At 61.9% G+C, this 18,853-nt stretch carries 21 protein-coding genes and 1 pseudogene; 9 read left to right on the forward strand and 13 right to left on the reverse strand.

The window, feature by feature from the left end; all coding sequences use genetic code 11:
* The first annotated feature begins 5 nt into the window (after nucleotides 1–5).
* From ACUCV3_RS14585 to ACUCV3_RS14610, 6 genes are all read left to right on the forward strand, one after another.
* Nucleotides 6–749, forward strand: a complete 744-nt coding sequence (locus tag ACUCV3_RS14585) for an electron transfer flavoprotein subunit beta/FixA family protein (protein ID WP_004206977.1) — start codon at nucleotides 6–8, stop codon at nucleotides 747–749.
* A 115-nt stretch (nucleotides 750–864) separates the two neighbouring features.
* A complete protein-coding gene (locus tag ACUCV3_RS14590; protein WP_004206978.1) occupies nucleotides 865–1,791 on the forward strand; it encodes an electron transfer flavoprotein subunit alpha/FixB family protein in 927 nt (308 codons plus the stop codon).
* A gap of 8 nt (nucleotides 1,792–1,799) precedes the next feature.
* Entirely contained in the window at nucleotides 1,800–2,225 is a 426-nt protein-coding gene (locus tag ACUCV3_RS14595) for a PaaI family thioesterase (protein ID WP_004206979.1), read from the forward strand.
* Nucleotides 2,226–2,239: 14 nt separating this feature from the next.
* The gene (locus ACUCV3_RS14600; protein WP_004206980.1) at nucleotides 2,240–2,539 is read left to right on the forward strand and encodes a polyhydroxyalkanoic acid system family protein; all 300 of its coding nucleotides are present in this window, start codon (nucleotides 2,240–2,242) and stop codon (nucleotides 2,537–2,539) included.
* A gap of 102 nt (nucleotides 2,540–2,641) precedes the next feature.
* Nucleotides 2,642–2,881 carry an acyl carrier protein gene (acpP, locus tag ACUCV3_RS14605; protein ID WP_004206981.1) on the forward strand — a complete coding sequence of 80 codons (240 nt, stop codon included), beginning with the start codon at nucleotides 2,642–2,644 and terminating at the stop codon, nucleotides 2,879–2,881.
* A gap of 478 nt (nucleotides 2,882–3,359) precedes the next feature.
* On the forward strand, nucleotides 3,360–4,088 hold the full coding sequence (locus ACUCV3_RS14610; RefSeq protein ID WP_482240708.1) for an alpha/beta hydrolase family protein: 729 nt from the start codon (nucleotides 3,360–3,362) through the stop codon (nucleotides 4,086–4,088).
* A gap of 163 nt (nucleotides 4,089–4,251) precedes the next feature.
* Here the strand turns inward: ACUCV3_RS14610 and ACUCV3_RS14615 are convergent, their stop codons facing one another.
* Genes ACUCV3_RS14615 through ACUCV3_RS14630 form a run of 4 tightly spaced genes read right to left on the reverse strand, consistent with a single transcriptional unit; the run spans nucleotide 4,252 to nucleotide 9,087 of the window.
* Nucleotides 4,252–5,382, reverse strand: a complete 1,131-nt coding sequence (locus ACUCV3_RS14615) for an ABC transporter permease (RefSeq protein ID WP_004206985.1) — start codon at nucleotides 5,380–5,382, stop codon at nucleotides 4,252–4,254.
* Nucleotides 5,379–6,542, reverse strand: a complete 1,164-nt coding sequence (locus ACUCV3_RS14620; RefSeq protein ID WP_482240709.1) for an ABC transporter permease — start codon at nucleotides 6,540–6,542, stop codon at nucleotides 5,379–5,381. Before ACUCV3_RS14620 ends, ACUCV3_RS14615 begins: the two co-directional genes overlap by 4 nt.
* Nucleotides 6,539–7,576, reverse strand: coding sequence for an HlyD family secretion protein (locus tag ACUCV3_RS14625; protein WP_004206989.1), 1,038 nt, complete (start codon nucleotides 7,574–7,576; stop codon nucleotides 6,539–6,541). The genes ACUCV3_RS14620 and ACUCV3_RS14625 overlap by 4 nt, the downstream gene beginning before the upstream one ends.
* On the reverse strand, nucleotides 7,573–9,087 hold the full coding sequence (locus ACUCV3_RS14630; protein WP_482240710.1) for a TolC family protein: 1,515 nt from the start codon (nucleotides 9,085–9,087) through the stop codon (nucleotides 7,573–7,575). The genes ACUCV3_RS14625 and ACUCV3_RS14630 overlap by 4 nt, the downstream gene beginning before the upstream one ends.
* On the opposite strand from ACUCV3_RS14630, the pseudogene ACUCV3_RS14635 reads away from it, so the two are divergent.
* Nucleotides 9,032–9,166 (forward strand): annotated as a pseudogene (locus tag ACUCV3_RS14635) (TetR family transcriptional regulator); the annotation flags it as partial. The gene ACUCV3_RS14630 and the pseudogene ACUCV3_RS14635 sit on opposite strands and share 56 nt — an antisense overlap.
* A gap of 45 nt (nucleotides 9,167–9,211) precedes the next feature.
* On the forward strand, nucleotides 9,212–9,655 hold the full coding sequence (locus ACUCV3_RS14640) for a TetR family transcriptional regulator C-terminal domain-containing protein (protein WP_434406031.1): 444 nt from the start codon (nucleotides 9,212–9,214) through the stop codon (nucleotides 9,653–9,655).
* 76 nt (nucleotides 9,656–9,731) lie between these two features.
* Here the strand turns inward: ACUCV3_RS14640 and ACUCV3_RS14645 are convergent, their stop codons facing one another.
* On the reverse strand, nucleotides 9,732–12,152 hold the full coding sequence (locus tag ACUCV3_RS14645) for a helix-turn-helix transcriptional regulator (RefSeq protein ID WP_161734488.1): 2,421 nt from the start codon (nucleotides 12,150–12,152) through the stop codon (nucleotides 9,732–9,734).
* Between the two features lie 146 nt (nucleotides 12,153–12,298).
* Between ACUCV3_RS14645 and ACUCV3_RS14650 the strand changes: the two genes are divergently transcribed.
* The gene (locus ACUCV3_RS14650; protein WP_237235358.1) at nucleotides 12,299–13,672 is read left to right on the forward strand and encodes an aldehyde dehydrogenase family protein; all 1,374 of its coding nucleotides are present in this window, start codon (nucleotides 12,299–12,301) and stop codon (nucleotides 13,670–13,672) included.
* Nucleotides 13,673–13,719: 47 nt separating this feature from the next.
* Here the strand turns inward: ACUCV3_RS14650 and ACUCV3_RS14655 are convergent, their stop codons facing one another.
* From ACUCV3_RS14655 to ACUCV3_RS14690, 8 genes are all read right to left on the reverse strand, one after another.
* Nucleotides 13,720–14,055: a BrnA antitoxin family protein gene (locus ACUCV3_RS14655; RefSeq protein WP_004206995.1), complete on the reverse strand. Its 336-nt coding sequence runs from the start codon at nucleotides 14,053–14,055 to the stop codon at nucleotides 13,720–13,722.
* Nucleotides 14,036–14,335 (reverse strand): BrnT family toxin, encoded by a 300-nt coding sequence (locus ACUCV3_RS14660; RefSeq protein WP_228221671.1) that lies wholly within the window; start codon nucleotides 14,333–14,335, stop codon nucleotides 14,036–14,038. The genes ACUCV3_RS14655 and ACUCV3_RS14660 overlap by 20 nt, the downstream gene beginning before the upstream one ends.
* Before the next feature lie 36 nt (nucleotides 14,336–14,371).
* Complete coding sequence (locus tag ACUCV3_RS14665; protein WP_025290601.1) at nucleotides 14,372–14,959, reverse strand: recombinase family protein; 588 nt, start codon at nucleotides 14,957–14,959, stop codon at nucleotides 14,372–14,374.
* Between the two features lie 429 nt (nucleotides 14,960–15,388).
* On the reverse strand, nucleotides 15,389–15,790 hold the full coding sequence (locus tag ACUCV3_RS14670; protein ID WP_004207001.1) for a DUF2147 domain-containing protein: 402 nt from the start codon (nucleotides 15,788–15,790) through the stop codon (nucleotides 15,389–15,391).
* Nucleotides 15,791–15,802: 12 nt separating this feature from the next.
* Nucleotides 15,803–17,395, reverse strand: a complete 1,593-nt coding sequence (locus tag ACUCV3_RS14675; protein ID WP_161734492.1) for a GMC family oxidoreductase — start codon at nucleotides 17,393–17,395, stop codon at nucleotides 15,803–15,805.
* Between the two features lie 4 nt (nucleotides 17,396–17,399).
* Nucleotides 17,400–17,933, reverse strand: a complete 534-nt coding sequence (locus ACUCV3_RS14680) for an SMI1/KNR4 family protein (RefSeq protein WP_082733396.1) — start codon at nucleotides 17,931–17,933, stop codon at nucleotides 17,400–17,402.
* 111 nt (nucleotides 17,934–18,044) lie between these two features.
* The gene (locus ACUCV3_RS14685) at nucleotides 18,045–18,479 is read right to left on the reverse strand and encodes an MFS transporter (protein WP_025290603.1); all 435 of its coding nucleotides are present in this window, start codon (nucleotides 18,477–18,479) and stop codon (nucleotides 18,045–18,047) included.
* Between the two features lie 20 nt (nucleotides 18,480–18,499).
* On the reverse strand, nucleotides 18,500–18,841 hold the full coding sequence (locus tag ACUCV3_RS14690) for an MFS transporter (RefSeq protein WP_037490093.1): 342 nt from the start codon (nucleotides 18,839–18,841) through the stop codon (nucleotides 18,500–18,502).
* Between the last annotated feature and the right edge of the window lie 12 nt (nucleotides 18,842–18,853).

Below are 18,853 nucleotides of genomic sequence, written 5' to 3' on the forward strand. Positions count from 1 at the left end.
GATCCATGAAGGTGCTTGTGCCCGTCAAGCGGGTTATCGATTATAATGTGAAACCGCGCGTGAAGGCGGATGGGACGGGCGTCGATTTGGCGAACGTGAAAATGTCGATGAACCCGTTCGACGAGATCGCCGTCGAAGAGGCTATCCGCCTCAAGGAAAAGGGAGTCGCGACCGAAATCGTGGTGGTGTCGATCGGCGTCGCCAAGGCGCAGGAAACGCTGCGCACCGCGCTCGCCATGGGGGCCGACCGCGCGATCCTCGTCCAGACTGACGATGAGGTCGAGCCGCTCGCCGTCGCCAAGATCCTGAAGGCCATCGCCACCGAGGAGGCTCCGGGCCTGGTGATCCTCGGCAAGCAGGCCATCGACGATGATGCCAATCAGACCGGCCAGATGCTGGCAGCCCTTCTCGGTTGGGGGCAGGGCACATTCGCCAGCAAGGTCGAAGTATCGGGCGAGACTGTCGCGGTGACCCGTGAGGTGGATGGCGGTCTGGAGACCGTAAGCCTCAAACTGCCGGCGATCGTGACGACCGATCTGCGTCTCAACGAACCGCGCTATGCGAGCCTGCCCAATATCATGAAGGCCAAATCCAAGCCGCTGGCGACGAAGACGCCGGCCGATCTCGGTGTTGAGATCGCCTCGCGCCTCAAGACGCTCAAGGTGACCGAACCCCCCAAGCGCTCGGCGGGCATCAAGGTGGCCGACGTCGATGAATTGGTCGCCAGGCTCAAGGAAATGGCGATTTGATAAACTTTCAAACGCGCCGAACTTGCCGAACCTCTCCCATGCAAGTGACGGCGCACCCCGCTTCATCCTGTGCGCACAGAGATGAAGCGGGGGCGGATTTCTCGGAGAATAAGTTATGAATACGCTCGTCTGGGTTGAACATGACAATGCGTCGGTCAAGGATGCGACGCTATCGGCCGTCACCGCCGCTGCCAAACTTGGTGAGGTCCATCTGCTGGTTGCCGGTGCGGGCATCGGCGGCGTGGCCGAGGCTGCTGCGAAGGTCGCGGGTGTCGCCAAAGTCGTAACGTTCGACGATGCGGCGTTCAAACACGCTTTGCCCGAGAATGTCGCGCCGGCCGTCGCGGACCTGATGCGCGGCTATGACGCGTTCGTGGCGCCTTCCACTTCGAATGGCAAGAACATCGCGCCGCGCGTGGCGGCCTTGCTTGATGTGATGCAGGTCAGCGACATCCTGTCGGTGGAAAGCGCTGACACGTTCACGCGTCCCATCTACGCGGGAAATGCGATCGCGACGGTCCAGTCGTCTGATGCAAAGAAGGTTATCACGGTGCGTGGCACAGCCTTCGAGAAGGCGGCCCGCGAGGGTGGCTCGGCCAGTATCGAGGCTGCGACGGGCACGGATGCGGGACTTTCCAGCTTCGTGGGTGCCGAGATCGCCCAGTCCGAGCGCCCGGAACTCACCTCGGCCAAAATCATCGTCTCGGGCGGGCGAGCGCTGGGCTCGGCCGGGCAGTTTCATGGCGTGATCGATCCGCTGGCCGACAAGCTGGGCGCGGGTGTGGGCGCAAGCCGCGCGGCGGTCGATGCTGGCTATGCGCCCAACGATTTTCAGGTCGGCCAGACCGGCAAGATCGTGGCGCCGGAAGTCTATGTCGCCGTCGGCATATCGGGTGCGATTCAGCACCTTGCTGGCATGAAGGATAGCAAGACCATCATCGCGATCAACAAGGATGAGGACGCGCCCATCTTCCAGGTCGCCGATATCGGCCTGGTCGGCGACCTCTTCAAGATCGTTCCTGAACTGACCGAAAAGCTTTGAGGTAAGCGATGACCGGTCTGGAAGAGATCGAACAGTTCATGGCGGCCGGCACCCGGCCGCCCATGATGGACCTGTTCGACATCGATCTGCTTGAGGCGGAGGAGGGGAAGGTCGTCTTTGTCGCGACGCCCACCTCGCAGACCTACAATTTCATGGGCATCGCCCATGGTGGCTATGCCGCGACGCTGCTGGATTCGGCCTGCGGCATCGCGGCGAACTCCGCGGCCCAAGTGCCCATCAACTGCGTCACGCTCGAACTCAAGGTCGCCTATCATGCGCCCTTGACCGACAGGGTCGGGATGGTCCGTGCAATCGGCCAGGTGGTGTCGATGGGCAAGAGGGTGGCGCATACCGAGGCGCGTCTGATCGACATGGCCGGCAAACTCTATGCCTCCGCGACATCGACCTTGCTGCTCGTCGATCGGGCGGCCTGAACAGGAAAGAAGATATGGAAGTCGTTATCCCGCACAGCCTTGGTAAAATCGAAGCGAAGAGCAGGATCGAGGCCGGCCTGCCCAAGCTGGCAGCGCATATCCCGGGAGGCGGTTCGCTCAGTTCCGAGTGGGTATCGGACTACGCACTACACTTGGTCATCGGGGCGATGGGGCAGAATATCCCGGTGCAACTCGACATTGAGGATAGCGAGATTCGCGGCGACGTCAGCGTACCGCTGTTCCTCAAAATGATGTCAGGACAGATTTCGGATTTTGTGAAAACGAGCGCCGAGAAAATGCTCAGCAAGGCATGATGAATTTACTGGCCGCAGGACAATATCGTTGCTCTGCGATGATTGAGTTTACGAGAATCTGCCCTGTTTCCTAGCCGATAGTGTCCGCGCGAGGGCTTTGTGATGGAAGAAATCGCTCCCCGAGTTTTCAGGATCATTAGCCGTCAGCTCGGCGTCTATCCGGATCAGATTGCCCTTGCTTCGTCTTTCTACGATGACATCGGCGTGGATAGTCTCGATGTGCTGGAAGTTGTGATGGCGCTTGAAGACGAATTCGGACTCACTATCCCGGATGAAGCCGCCGGTGAGGTCAAAACAGTAGAGGATGCGGTCAAGCTGGTCGAAGCATGGATAGCCAAGTGAGATAAAACCCACGATCCTCTGAAACCGCAATTCACGACGACAATGAAATCTAGATAGCTCTTTGGTCGCCTGACGTATCACTTCCATGATCAAGGCTACCGTGATCGCGCATAGCCGCCATATGCTTTGCGCCAGAAACGGGATTTCATCTATCGCTTTGCCCACTCGATGACGGAATGGTGTTTCCGAAAAGAATATAGCGAACCATGTTATCTAATGACGAATCGCTGTCTTCTCACATTTGACGAACTGGCTGGTAACGTCGGAGCGGGAAGATGCATGAAAGAGGTAGATCATGCGATACCGTTCATTAGGCCTGGCTACAGTCTTGATTGTCACGAGCACCGCTTGGGCGTAGACGCCGTCGGATAACCAACATGCGCTGATCGGACCGCCCCAACTCCACGCCCTTCCCGTCACCGCTCCGACGCTCGTCGAGGCCTATGGTCCTGATCCTCTGCAGATCGGTGAACTGCGCTTGCCTGCAGGTCCTGGCCCGTTTCCCGTCGTCATGGTCATTCACGGTGGCTGCTGGACCAAAGGCTATGAGACACTGGCAGGCACGGCGCCGTTGGCGAGCGCCTTGACGGACAAGGGCGTGGCGACATGGAATATAGAGTATCGACAGGTTGGTGACACCCGCGGCGGGTGGCCTGGGACCTTCCAGGATTGGGGAGCGGCGCTCGATCACTTGAGGGTGCTGGCACGAACCCAGCCTCTGGACCTGAAGCATGTGGTGACGGTGGGACATTCGGCCGGCGCCCACGCTGCCCTGTGGCTGGCGGCCCGTCCCAGATTGCCTGCCGACAGCGAGGTCCGCGGCGCTGATCCACTGAAGGTTTCCGCCGCGGTCGCCATCGACGGCCCAGGCGACCTGCGAACCCTGTACGGGTTCGACAAGGATATTTGCGGCCGCCCGATCTTCGTCAACCTGTTCGGGGGCGCTCCTGACGCACAGGCGGGCCGCTACCGTCAGGCAAATCCGATCGAATGGCTGCCTCTGGCCGTGCCTCAATTCATGGTGGCTTCCGTCGTGCTGGAGCCTTCAGCCGCGCAAGCCTATGCAGCAGCCGCACAGTCGGCCGGCGATAAGGCCACGGTGATCACCCTGGAGAATGCGGGCCACTTCAACATGCTTTCGCCTGCGGACCCCACCTGGGCGCCGGTAGAGGCCGCGATCCTCGCGGCGGCGAAAGCAGAGCAATAGTCGAGGCAGCCTCCGGTTTATCCCCATCTCGGTGATCTCTATCTGATGAAGCCCTGCAGAGGTCCGCTTCGAACACCTCCCCCTGGGTTGCGCCAAGGTCGCGTCGGCCGGGGCGAGAGGGTTGCACTTGGGGTGCCCCTGACGATCTCGTTCCATTGAGGCGTCAGTCAGGCTTGAGAGGCTGAAGGTCCGGCGCGGAAATCTTCGTGAAGCGCCACCAGGCCAGGCCTCCGTAGACCAGAATGAGGATGGCGAGGTTGAGCACCTCCCGCGTCTGCTCGGCAAGGCTCGCGCCCATCTGATTGAGCCCGACCATGAGATGAATGCCCGCGGTGGTTGGCAGGAGGCGCGCGAGGAGCGCCAGCCAGGCCGGCGTCGCCTCCGCCGGCCAGGAGAGACCCGCGAGGAAGAAGATGGCGAGCGACGTGCCCATCCACAGTTGCAGGGGTCGTTCCCGTGTCCGGAAGAGGCTGGCCAGCGCAAGCGCCGCCGCCACAGTCGCGCCCACGAACAAACTGCCGCCCACGATCAAGGCGCCAGGAGAGCCGGCGGCGCGGGGATAGTCCTGAAACCAGAACACAAAACCCGCATAATAGGCCACGTCGGCCCAGCCGATCACGAAGAAGGCCAGGGCAATTCCGATAAGGGTGCGCGAGGGCAGACGAAAGCGTCCCAGTGTCTCGCGCAGGGTGGCGGCGAGCATCGTCAGGCCCATCAGCAGGGTCTGGTGAATGATGAGGAAGCCGACCCCGGGGAACACCGTGCTGCCATAGCCTTCGCGCGTGTTGAACAGCGGGCGCTGAACGAGCGACAGGGCAGGGCGGGCGGGTGCGCCCTGCGCCATGGCCTGATCGCTCGCCGCCTCGCCGGCGATCGTGGTGACCGCCAGGCCGATGCCTGACAGCGCCGTGCTGCTGCGCAGCAGATAGGCGCCGTTGCCGTAGAGCGCGACCGTGCCCTGGGCGCCGTTCAGAATATGTCGCTCGAACCCCTCGGGGATGATGACCACGGCCCCTGCGCCGGTCGTCTCGAGCCAGAGCCGGGCGGCTCCTGGAGAGGCCGGGCGCGCGGCAAGATCGGCCTGCTGGAGCGCTGCGATCCGGCGCACGAGACTGCGGCTTGCGCCGCTGTCGTCGAGATCGACGACGGCCACCGGAATGCGGACCGCGACCTCCCCGGAATAGGCTGAAGGGTAGAAGAAGGAATAGAGGATCGTCGACACGACGATCAGCATGAAGGCGGAGCGGTCGGAGAGAACGGCGCGGAAGGTAGCGAGGAAGGCGCGGCCGATCATCGTCGTCCCCAGACCTCCGGGCTCATCCGCGCCGAGACATAGCGCGGCAGCCCGGCGCCCGAGCCGACGACGAGAAAGACAAACAGCGCCAGGATCGATCCAAGAGATGCGAGCACGGGTGCGCCGATCATCCATTGCTCCGCGACCAGCCGCGCGAAGCGGGTAAAAGGCAGCAGCGCGCTCCATAGCCGGGCGAAGGCGGAGGCCGACTCGATCGGGAAGATCGCCCCGGCGAAGGCGAAGGAAGCGCCCGCATAGAGGGCGGTCATCGACAGCGCCTGCCCCATGGAAAGGGTGGCCCCGACGATGAACAAGGCCATGCCCGCATAGGCGAGATAGAGGGCGAGATAGCCGCCCATCAGCATCGCCACGCTCCCTTGCACGGGCCAGCCCCGGTAGACCGCGAGATAGCCGGTCGCAAGCGCCCCCCAGAGCAGGAAGATGAGGATATAGGGCGCGATCTTGCCGGCGACGGCGGCGACCGCCTCGCCTCGAGGCCCTGCAAGCCATGCTCCGATGGTCCCGTCCCGCAGCTCGCGACCGAGCGCGCTCACGACCGCGATCATGAACAGCAGGTGCAGGAGTGCGGGGTGGATCAGGGCGACGAGTTGCAGCTCGTAACTGGCCTGCGGGTTGTAGAGGATCCGACTCTGCACGCTCACCGGCTGCGGCCGCACACGCGCGGGACCGGCGATCGCGGCGCTTTGCTCCCCGGCCAAGGCCTTTGCGTGGGCCTGGACCACGGTGCCGACTTCACGCAACACCGAACCCGAGGGCGTGGAATAGCTCGCATTGTAGAAGAGGAGGATCTTGCCGGTCTCGCCGCGCAGCACGGTGCGCTCGAGATCACGCGGGATCAGGACCACGGCATAGGCGGCGTTGGAGCGGACCAGATGCTCGGCCTGTGCCATGTCCGGTGGCCGCGCCGCGACCTTGAGCCCGGGTGACGCCTCCAGCTTGCGGATGAGGTCGCGCGCGACGCCGCCGCCGTCCTCGTCGACCACGACGATCGGCAGGTTCCGCATGACGCCTGCCGACAACTGGACCGCGACGATCGCCAGCAGCAGCAGAGGCAGCCAGGTGACCAGCGCCAGATCCCAGACGCTGCCGCGCAGGAAGGCGGTTTCGCGCCGGGCGCTATCGACGAAGGCCCGGATCATTGCGGCCAGTCGAACAGGACCGTCATGCCGGGGCGCAGCCCATCGACCCGCGACACGGGCGACAGGCGCACGTCAAAGCTCTTCACGTCAAAGCCGCTCGACTGGCGGGTCGCGCGCCATGTCGCGAAATCGCCGGCGGGCGCGATGTAGAAGACCCGAAACTGGGCGCAACGATCGCCGAGCGCAGGTATGCGGCCGGTCAGGACCCGTCCCCGGCGGATCGCACTGAACTGATCTTCTCTCAGGGTGAGCGTCACCCAGGGATGATCGATGTCGGTCAGGACGAAGACGGGAAATCCCTGCGGCACGAGTTCGCCCGACTGCGCCAGCCTGCGTCCGATCTCACCGTCCGACGGCGCGAACACCCGGGTTTCCTTCTCGGCCGCCTCGACTTCGGCCAGGGCGCCGCGCGCCTGGCGCACCTGTCCGCTCGCGGCCTGCCGATCCTGTCGCCGCGCCCCGGCCAGCGCCAGATCATATTGCGCGCGCGCTGCTCGGGCCGCTTCATTGGAGGCCAGGGCGTTTGCGCGGCTCTCGTCGCGTTTCTGCCCCGCCAGCACACCCTGTTCAAAGAGGCGCTCGGTGCGCTGATAGGTGGTCTGGGCGAGGTCCGCCGCCGCCTGCGCGCGTCGCCACTGGGCCTCGGCAGCCCGGATATCCTCCGGCCGTGCGCCTTCATCGGCCTTGTCCGCATTCGCCTGCGCGGCGGCGAGCGCGCCGCCGGCCTGTTCGGAGCGGGCTTCGACCTCGGGACTGTCGAGCGTATAGAGCAGCTGTCCCGTCTTCACCGGCTGGCCTTCCTCGACATGAAAGGCCGTGATCCGAGCCGAGACCTTGCTCGTGATCCGCAGTTCGCGGGCCTCGACCATGCCCTGGAGCTGATCGGGAACCGGGCGATAGGCCAGCCAGAGACCGAGGCCGAGAATGACCACGACGAGGAAAGCAATGAGCGGCAGCAACTTGCGCTTCCGCCCGGTCGGAACCGGCGGAGCCGTCTCGTCCGGGGTGACCAGGGTTTCCGATGTGGCGGTCATGGCGTGACCCTTTCACCCTGGTCGATATAGTCCGGCAATGTGGCGATCTGACCGCTGACGTGGAGAAGCTGGGCGAGCGCGACAACGAAATCATATCCGGCCTGGGCGCGCTGGATCCGGGAGCGGGCAAGACCGAGCTGCGCATCGATCACGTCGAGCGAGGTTGTCTGCTCCTCCTGATAGCCGAGGGTCTGGACCCGCAGATTCTCCTGCGCCGCAGTGATGGCCGTGTCGGTCAGCTCAAACCGCCGTCGCGCGGCTTCCGCATCGTTCCAGGACCGCGTGACGCCGATTTCGATCTGGGTGCGGGCTTCGCGCAGGCCCGCATTGGCTTGCGTCACCGTTTCCCGCGCGGCCTGCACCGCTTGCGAGCGGCCCACACCGGAGAAGAGCGTGTAGCGCAGCCCGACGCCCACCGACCAGTCGGGATCGGTCAACAGCGTGTCGCGCCGATCGAAATTATACTGGGCGAAGCCATAGATCGTAGGCCGGAGCTTGGCGCGCTGAAGGGCCACCCCCGCTTCAGCCTGGTCTTCCAGCGCGCCGAGCCGATCCAGTTGGGGATGGGCGCGCAGGGCCGCGTCCACATAGGTGTCGAGCGAACGGAGCGGCTGACGGATCACGAAGATCGGGGAGACGGGATCGACGCCGGACGGCGCCCGCAGCGCGCCGGCAAGCGCTACCTGCGCACTCGCGAGATCGGCCTGCGCCTTTTCCAGTTCGCGCGCGGCGTCGTCGCGCGCTACCTGCGCCTGGAGGCGTTGGGCCCGGCTTATGAACCCTTCCTGTTCGAGCTTGAGGGCGTCCGCGACATGCCGCTCTAATCCCGCAAGCGCATCACGGCGAACATCGCGCACGCGCTCGAGCAACTGCTGGCCGAAATAGAGCTGGGTCATCTGCAACAGACCGTTGTCGATGACGATCTGGCGTTCGGCGCGCGACTGTCCCAGTTGCGCCGCGGCGCCCGCCTGGGCGGCGGGAATCTGGCCGCCGGAATAGAGCGGCAGCGTCGCCGTCACGATCGGCCGGGTGCTGGTGCGCTCGATCTCGAAGCGCAGGGGGTCAGAGATGGAATAATCCTGGGCCACGTCCGCCAGCGGGCCGAGCGGCAGATAGAGGGTTTTCTGATAGCGGATCATCTGTCCTTCGAACTCGACGGTCGGACGCCGCAACGTGCTCGTGGAGCCTTTCTGGGCCTCCTTGCTGCGCACATCGGCGTCGGCGCCCTGGATCGCGTCCGACCGCTCGAGCAGCCTCGCCTGGGCGCTTCGATAATCGAGATCAAGCCTGTCGATCGTTTGCGCCTGCGCGCCCTGACAGACCGCAGTCGCCAGCGCGGCAACCAGCATCGAACATCGCAAGGTCATGAAGAACGTCTCCTGCTCCCGCACGGTAACGTTGACATCCAACCGACTCAATACATATTTGTATCGAAATGCTCCCGCCCGTGATCCCGTGAGCCGCCGCCCGGCACGAACGCGCCCGACCCGGGCGCAGACCCGGGAGCGCATCCTGGATGGCGCTCTCGAGGCCTTCGCCGAACGTGGCTTCCATGGCTCCACCCAGGAAGATATTTGCGAGCGCGTCGGTCTGAGCCGGGGGGCCTATAATTCCAGCTTCCGATCCAAGGACGAATTGTTCTTCGCCCTCTATGACCGGGTGATCGAGCGCTTGCAGTCGAGGCTGGAGGAGGCGACCGCTTGCGCCCTGTCCATGCCCGGCTCGACGGCCGACAATTTCCTCAAGGCCTTTATCGCCAGCTATCCGTTCGATCGGGACTGGTATCTGCTCCAGGCCGAGTTCGGCCTCTATGCCCTACGCCATCCTGCCATGGCGAGCCACTATGCCGAACGGCAAGGACGGATCCTCGCCATCATCGAGGGCGCGCTCGCCGACATCCTTCGCGAGGACTCCCGCATCGTTGCCCGGGGCCTCCCGCGCATCGCGCGACTGATCCTGGCTGTCCACGAGGGAAGCATGTTCCAGGGCCTGCTCGAACCGCACGAGGTCGCAAGCGGAGAGCTTCTGGACTTTCTCGTGGATCTCATGCTGGCGAGGGCGGCAACGAGAGTCGACTAAGAATGGATTGCTGATCTTGCCTTGCGGGAGGCCGCGCAACAGCATGCCTGCCTCTATTTGTGACGTGGGAGATCGTTTAGTGAAGGAGACCGCGCTGTATCGCCGTGGCGACGGCCTGGGTGCGCCTGTTGACAGCGAGACACTTGAAGATCGCGCGAAAATGCCATTTTACGCCATCTTCGCCGATACCCAATATGTTGGCGATCTCCGCGCTCGTAAGACCATCCCGCGCCAGGCCGAGGATATGGAGTTGGCGGCGAGACAGGTCGGATCCTTCGGTATGTTGTGAACTCGGCAAGTGATGTTGTGCTGCGGACCGATCAAACCTCGCCTTTACGGCCCATCCCGCGTGAATATGCTCCAGGATATTCCGGAACTCCCGCGCTGTTTCCTTCAGTCCTGTGCTGTCGCGAATTTCCGAGGCCTCTTCCGCTGACCGTATGGAAAGTTGCAGCGCCTCTTTACGTAGATGCAGCACCGAACGCAGCATGAGGGTTTTGAGTATGATATGTTGCCATCCTGCCCTGCGGATGCGGGCCAGGATACGGTCCGTCAATTGGCGCGCGAGGTGATCCTTCCCGTCGGCAAGCGCCCGCGTCGCAGACAGAAGCATGCACTCGACGTCCGCAATGGCGAGGTGAGCCGAAGTGATGGCGTCGTTCCTGGGAATATTGGGGATGGTGACCGATCGACCCGACGCGATTTCATGTTCCGCAGTCAGGATATCGGCCATGAGTTGCAGTCGCGGCATGTGGTCGCGTACGGCTTTCACGTCCAGTTCGGTCAGGATTTTTTCGCAGAGGTCCGCATCTCCGGCCAGACGAGCGGCCCGTAATATGGCCCGTGCCGTATGAATGCGGACGTCGACGATCTGGTCGCAGAAAAGCAACGGCCATTCCAGTTCTGCCAGAGGCACGCCGCTTTCGGCCAGCACAGCGAGGCGCAATGTTTTCAGCGTCTGCTCGGCGACCGGGGAGACCATATCCGTCAGATGCGCGTCGATCCTATTTCGTGCGGGAATGATCTGCCCCTGCGTCAGCAGGAGCAGCACTTCGGCAATCTTTGCCCAGTCGCGGGCAAAGCCCTGATCGGCCAGGGCACAGGCTTGATCCAGTAGGGGACGTAGTGCCGCGAACTCGGCCGCGTTCGACTGGCTCGCCACGATGCTCGCGAGGCAGGCCAGGGCGGAGGCCTTCATCATCGGATTTTCCCGGGCGTGCAGCTCGAGCCATTGCCGGCAGAGCATTTCCGCCCGGACGACATCGTCCCTCAGCGCCGCTGTCGTCGCACCGAGCAGCGTCAGCAATTCCTCATGCGCATCCGTGCGTGACAGCAACTTCAAAAGGTGCGTCGCCCCTGCATGCTGCTGCTGCTGGAAGGAAAGGGCCCATATCTTTCCCAGGCCAGCCATGGGATTGGTCAGCAACGCTGTGTCGGGCACGCCCTCGAGCCAATGGGCCAACTCATCGATACGGCCTTGTCGCAGGGCGACATCCATGACGATCTCACCGCCCAGCCCCCGCGCCCAGGCCGGATCGCCGGCCCGCAGCGAAAGCGCTATCGTTTGCGCTGGCCGGCCGGCGCGCCAGTGATGAAAAGCCGCACGTTTTAGAAGATGGCTTGGAGAGGAACGAAGCTGCGACTGTCCGCTCAAGGCAAGATGGTGTCGCAGCGCCGGATTGAGCGCAAACATTCCGTCACTGTCCGGCCTCAATAGGAGGCATTCGCGTTGCGCACGTGCGATCCATTGCGCGCCGTCGTGGACGCGCAGGGCAAAATCGTGGCTTTCGGCATCGAGGGGAGCGATTAATGCCGCCTTTTTCAGCCATGTGCGCAGAGCGGGCGATAAGGGCGCCAACACCATCTGATCGAGATAACAGATGATCTCGGGCCATAAATGCAGTGGCTGCATCCGGTAGGATACACGGCCCGCGATGCGGCACAATGCGGGCCAACCCTGTGTGTCCGATATGATCCGGTCGAGGGCTGAAGGGACCCGGATCAATTCCTTCAGATCCTGGGCGCGGCAGGCCAGGGCATCGGGGCCGACTTCCTGCCAGTCAGCGTTGAGGACGCCAAATCCCCAGGGGGCGGAGGTTGCAAGGACCGCTCGCCAATCATCGGGAAGAGCATCCATCATGTCTCTTGTCAGCGTTTCGAGATGCGGCGCTTCCTGAACATCATCGAGGCAAATAATCCCGGGCCTGTCCTGATGCCATATCCATTGGAGAATGGACTCGATGTCCGCGGCGGTTCCGGCCTGAAAGGCGAGGCGACGCAGGGTGCCCTTCTTTGTGTCGTCGCTTGCAAGACTTGCCCAAAGCGCCGGGCGACCAGTGTCCGCCGCCTCCTTCCAACCGGCCGCGAGCGTCGCCGATTTGCCGTAGCCGCAAGGTGCGCGCAGCAGGCTGACGCGCGCGGTCAATTCCACACGGCGAAGTGCCGTTTCCGCCAGTCGCGAAAGCAGCGTTGGAGTCCATTCGGTTCCCAGGCCCATGTCGGGTCGATACTACATGTTCGTGTAGTTCCCTATTGCTTTTGCGCTCGTAAGACTCGCGCGAAGGTCATGTTTTCGACGAGAATGAAATGATTGAAGAGAGCCATTCGATTTCGCAGGAACCCTGTGATGGCCGCCCGGTGGAAATGCTCTTCACCGCGCAAAAGGCAATGTCGGACGAGCGCCGGATGCGCTTTGGCCTTGCTGAAAGACGCGCTGCGCTGGCGCGCCTCGCGGCTGCCATACGAAAGTTCGAAGGGGAGATCGTCCAGGCCATGGCGACCGACTTCGGCAAGCCGGAGGCCGAAGTGTTTCTGACGGAAATTCTTCCGGTCATGCAGGAAATCCGCCACAGCCGTCGTAATCTGCGCCGATGGATGCGGCCAGTCCATGTCGGACCGACATTGATCGGTTTCGGCACGGCCGGACGGATCGTGCCGCAGCCACGCGGCGTGTGCCTTATCATCGCGCCCTGGAATTACCCATTCAATCTCTGCCTGGGGCCGCTTGTCTCCTGCCTTGCTGCCGGCAACAGCGCTATCCTGAAGCCTTCGGAGATGACACCTGCTACCTCGGGCGTCATCGCGCGGCTGATCGCCGACACATTTCCGCCAGACTTGGTTACCGTCGCCCTCGGCGGGAAGGAGATGTCTCAGGCCCTGCTCGCGCTGCCCTTCGATCATATCTTCTTCACCGGCAGCCCCGAGGTCGGGAAAGTCGTAATGCAGGCAGCCTCCCGCCACCTGACCTCCGTTACGCTGGAACTGGGTGGCAAGTCGCCCACGATCGTGGGACCGGATGCCGACATAGAGACGGCCGCCAGTTGGATCGCCTTCGGCAAATTCTCCAATGCCGGTCAAACCTGCATCGCGCCCGATCATGTGTTCGTCCACGCTTCGATCCGCGACCGGTTCGTGGAAGCGCTGCGCCGCCGGATCGCCGCCGCTTATGGTTCGGGCATGACGAGCCCCTATCTCGCAAGGATCGTCAATGATCGCCATGCGGACAGACTGGGGGACCTGATTGCGGATGCCCTGGCCACGGGCGGGCGGATCATTGTCGGCGGCGAAAGGCAGGGAAGGGCGCTGGCGCCCACAGTGCTGGAAGCGATCGCTCCCGAGGCGGCGATCGACCATGAGGAGATATTCGGTCCCGTCCTGCCGGTCCTGACCTATGATGACATTGAAACCGTGATCGGTCGGATCAACGCAAGACCCAAGCCGCTGGCGCTTTATGTGTTCGATCGTGACCGGGCGAGAGTGGATCATATCCTGGCGGCCACGACTTCCGGCAGTGCAGGCGTCAACCTTACCATCGTCCAATACGTCCACGATCATCTGCCGTTCGGCGGTGTGAACAATTCCGGGATCGGGGCGGCACATGGCCATCACGGGTTCCGGACTTTCAGTCATGAGCGCGCCGTTCTCCAGAACCGCTTCTCCGCTCTGCCTCTCGTCTTTCCTCCCTATTCGGGCCGGGCAGCGCGTCTGATCCGACTTGCCAAACGCTTTCTGGGGTAAATCCATGTACGACTATATCACGATAACCGATAGCCTAACTATCTAAATTAACGTGGCTTTTCCTGCCTTCTGGCGGTCGCCAGCATCTCACGGCGAAGTATGGCGTTCATGCGGGCTTGGTAGCCCTTACCCTGCGATTTGAGCCAGGCGAGCACATCAGCATCAAGGCGTGCCGTCACCTGCTGCTTGATGGGCTTATAGAAGCGCCCACGCTGCCCGTTCCGCCAGAAATCCTCTGTCAGCGCCGGAGAGTCGCTATAGTCGATCCCGCTATCCGGCATCGCCTGCAGGGCATCCAGTTCGGCCTGTTGCGCTTCGGTCAACGGCGGCAGATTGTCCGGATCGAGTTGGAAACGGACGGTATCAGCGTCTTTCTTCTTCATAACGTCGCCTTTCCGTTCGATCGGCCTTTCGAGCCGAAATGATATGAATGATCTCCACATACTCGCCGTCATCGTCTTGCTCGACGACAGTGTGGGCCACGAGGAGGAGCAGATGCCCTTCCACGAGGCCCAAGGTTTGCCATCGTCGCTCGCCACCTTCGATCCGATCCTGATCGCTCAGCGCGAAAGGATCTGTGAACGCACGAGTAGCGATCGCAAAGCTGACGCCGTGCTTCTTCAGATTGCTCTCGGCTTTGGCCGGATGCCAGGAGAAGCGCATGGATGGCATTACGGAAATATAATTATGTTTTTGTCGTTACGCAAGGCGCGGCGGTTTGAGCCATCCGGCCCGCGCGAGCGTATCTGCGAGGGTCGATCGGGGCACGTTGAACGTGCGGCTGATCGACGACTTGCTAGCGCCACCGGCAAGGGCGGCGGTGATCTGATCGAGCTTTTCCGCATCGATCGTTCGCGGGCGGCCACCGTAGCGCCCGCGCCGTCTGGCGGCCGCAAGGCCTGCCATGATGCGCTCGCGCGTCAATGCCCGTTCATACTGGGCCAGCGCGCCGAACAGCGAAAACAGCAGCTCGCCATGCGGCGTTCCCGTGTCCATCTGCTCGGTCAATGACCGGAATGACACGTCACGCTCCCTGAGATCGGTCAGGATCGACAGCAAATGCGGCAGGGAGCGGCCGAGCCGATCCAGTTTCCACACGACCAGCGTATCGCCGGCTGCGAGATATTCGAGGCAGGCCCGCAGGCTCGCCCGGTCCTCGCGAGCGCCGGATGCCTTGTCGGAATAGAGATGCCGGCTATCGACGCCGGCTGCGATCAGCGCATCGCGCTGAAGATCGACCGATTGCCGGTCATCTGTGGAAGAGACGCGCATGTAGCCTATAAGCATGTCGGAAAACCCCTGATAGCTTGTTGTGGGACAGTCCTCCTTTCCGGCAGAGTTTATCGGACGCTACGGATTTTGGGCGTGCGTAGATTGCTGGAATTTCCGGGGGGATGCCTGCTAGCGGCGGAATGTGTCGTCGGGCGCATCAGGCGGGGCGCTTATCGTGTGATTTCCATTAGGTTAATCTGTTCGTGCAGCCGCTGCCGCAGCGGACCGTCTTCTGGCCGCGACGATCAATAACGGATTATCCGCCTGCTTACGCTGACCAAGTCGCATGCCCGTCGCCGAATTGATCCCGTGGCGGCTGCACACATCGCTGTCGCCATGCCCGTTTCCTGCTCCGCGCCTCTTCAATTTATCGTAGAAGCTTTTGATGTGTCTTATTAAAATCCTTGGCTTGCCGCTCTCGGTCAGACGATGATTGGACGGATTTCAGTTCACTTTCGTCCATATCTGCGATTTGCACATGATCCGCCCTGTCAGGCACCCCTTTCCCTCCATCCGCCGATCGTCGAGCGTGGTGATTGTTCCAGAGAAGGTTTGGCCGATGTCGGGTACAAAAACACTGCCGCGCCACACGCCCTTCTTTTCAGGAACAAAATCGCGAAACAGGATCAGACCTACCAGATCGTTTGTCCCGCCGCGCCGCGCATCCGCCTTGGCTTTGTCACTTGCCCAGACCACGACCCCGCACATTCTGCTTCCGCACGGCTGGGCTCGCACATGTACGCTGTCCTGCGGATTCTTCCACACTCCGAAAGAAGCGCGCTGTGCCTCGACGGACGCAGATGCTGCAAGTAGCAGCATGGCTGCCAATACGAAACTGAACCTCATCGCCATTCTTCCTCAAGGCCGGATCATCATTTGCGCGACATTTTCCGCGATCGCCATGGTAGGCGCGTTAGTGTTGCCCGACACGATCGACGGCAGGATCGATGCATCGACCACGCGCAAACCGTCAATGCCACGTACACGGGCTGCCGGATCGACCACGGATGCCGAGTCACTGCCCATGCGGCATGTTCCTACCGGATGATAGATTGTTTCAGCGCGCGCGCGGATGTCGTCGATCAGAGCCTCGTCGGTCTGGACCGCGGGTCCCGGTCGCACCTCCTCGCGCAAGTGACGGGCGAGCGCCGGCGCATGAAGGAGCTTGCGGGCTAGCTTCGCGCCATTCAGCAAGACGCCCACATCATCGGGATGACTGAGATAATTGCCCTCTATGCGCGGATGAGCCGTGGGATCGGCGATCTTGAGCCCGATCCTGCCGCGGCTCTTCGGTAGAAGGTCGCAGACATGCACGGTCATTCCGTAGCCGAAGGCTGTCTTGCGGCCAAGGTCACGCAGGATCGCCGGCAGGAAATGGAATTGAAGATTGGGCCGCTCCCGGCCGGCGTCGGATTTGAGGAAAGCGCCGCCCTCCGAGGCATTTGACGTCAATTCGCCTTCATGATGAAGGAAATAGCTCCATGCGCCGCGTATCGCACGAGGCAGGAAACTGGGCGCCACCCCAAATCCTTCGCGATCGGCCGTGGTTGCCACAGCCGTATAGTCGAGGTGATCGGCGAGATTGGCTCCGACTTCGGGCGCATCCAGAACGATCTCTATGCCATGCTGCCTGAGTTCGCTCGCCGAGCCGACGCCCGACAGCATCAGAATCTGCGGCGAATTGACCGCGCCAGCCGAAAGGATCACCTCTCCACCGGGGCGCAGCAGCAGGTCCCGGCCGCCGACGCGGACCCCGATGGCGCGACGGTCCTTGAACAGTATCCGTTCGACGAGGCCGTTCGTTTCGATGGCGAGATTCTTGCGCGAGCGAGCCGGATCGAGAAACGCTCGCGCCGTGCTGAACCGTTGCCCGTCTTTCTGGGTCACCTGATAGACACCAAAGCCTTCCTGGCTCACGCCATTGAAGTCGGGATTTCGCGGGTAGTGCAGTTCCACCCCAGCTTCGACGAAGTCTTCCGTAAGTGGGTTCACTCGCCCAAGATTGGAGACGCAAAGTGGCCCGGCATTGCCATGATGCTCGTCGTGGATAGCCTGATTGTTTTCGAGCGCGATAAAAAGCTCGCGCATGCGCGGCCAGTCCCAGTCAGCTCCGGCGGCCGCCCCCCAGCCCTCATAGTCCGCCCGATCGCCGCGAATGTAGACCATTGCATTGATCGAGCTGCTGCCACCCAGCGTCTTGCCGCGCGGCCAATAGAGCCGCCGGTTGTTAAGGTGAGGCTCGACTTCGGTCTCACAGTTCCAGTTCACCCATCCCGTGCGGGCAATGACGCCGACGCCAAGCGGCATGTGAATGAAGGGATTGCGATCGCGCGGCCCCGCCTCGATGAGGCAGACAGCTTTATCCGAATCAGCAGAAAGGCGGTTGGCCATGACGCAGCCGGCCGAGCCGCCGCCAATGATGTGGTTTCCGTCAGCGCCGAACCGTAACATCTAGCTACTCCTCTTCTATCCCCATCGCTTTCAAGTCCAATCCCAATTCCTTTAAACTGGGCAGGGGAGGAGGATCGAAGGCTACCAGTGCATCGATAAAGTCATGAAAGCTGTCGTATACGGGGGTTATCGCCCTAGAAGGCAGAGCTTCATCGTGCAGCCATACGGATATCTTTCCATCAATTCTGTCAATTAACAGCATATTACCCAGACCGATTTCCGCAAAAACCACAGATGTTTTTGGAATCTGCATGGATAATTGTTCGTTTATGCGAATTATTCCTAAGCTTCCGTCAGCAGGGCCATATATAACTGAAACGCCAATTCTTCCTGAATCTTCGGAATAGGCGCATTTTTCCGCAGGAAATTCAACATCCTTATTGAAAACTATCGCTGATCCGAATTCAATAAATAAATCACGAAGCTCAGAGGGCAGCAATATCCTTAATGAACTCTCTATCTGGTCTAATTCGATCAAAGAATCTCCCGGCATGTGGAGTGATTCTGCATCGAATGATGGATCAAACTGAAAGGTCATATATTTTCTGCCTTACATCATTAGGGCGTCGCTATCGTGTCCGTTCCGCACCGCGCCTCAATCACGCCACCTGATTGGTATAGCCGTTAGCGGAGGGGCACGACAATCAGGTCAATCTTGGCGCGTCGATGCTTTGATTGGTGCTGCGCTCCATCTACGATTGAATATCCGCCATCCGACTAAGCCCGCGACAACGCCCAGCAGGCCGCCCACGAGATAGGCGGTTGGCGCATCATTCGGCACAAAAAAGAAGCCGCCAGCAACATAGCCGCCGATTACGGCGGTGCGTGTCACCGCACCATAGATCGCGGCGACCTTGCCATGATCGGCGGGCGGGCATTCCGACTGGAACAAGGTTCGGACAGCGACGTTGTGGATGCTGTTTGCGCCGCCGCCTAGGATGAAGGCGACGGCAACGATTGCCAGCCCGATCGGCGCAAGGCCGATCCACAGCATGGTCGCGCCCATGACAGCGGCCGTGCCGAACGCCGCCAGTCCGACCCTATGGCCAATAACCCTTTCGGCCAGCCCAGCGCCGATCAACATCCCAACCGCCCATAGTGCCGTCAGCATTCCAAACGCGGTCGGCCCGCTCCCAGCGTCACCATCACGAGAAACACGAAAGCAACGTCGGCTATGGCGGTCGCAAACACTTCGAGGCTGAGCGCACCCGTAACCACCATCAACCGTCGATTGCGGAGCAGCGGCAGGTAGTCCGCGAACAGGGTCTCTTCCTCCTGATCGTCCCGTTGTGGCTTGCGGCGAAGCCTGCTCGCCATCACGACGAGGGCCAAAAGGGCATAACTGGCGGCATCGGCTAAAAGCGCATTGCGCGATCCGATCCATCCCACCAGTACGCCCCCAGCGACTGGACCAGCGAGCATTCCAAGGCTGCGAACCATTTCCATAAGGGAATTGGC

The sequence above is a fragment of the Sphingobium sp. VMM genome, assembly GCF_056790315.1.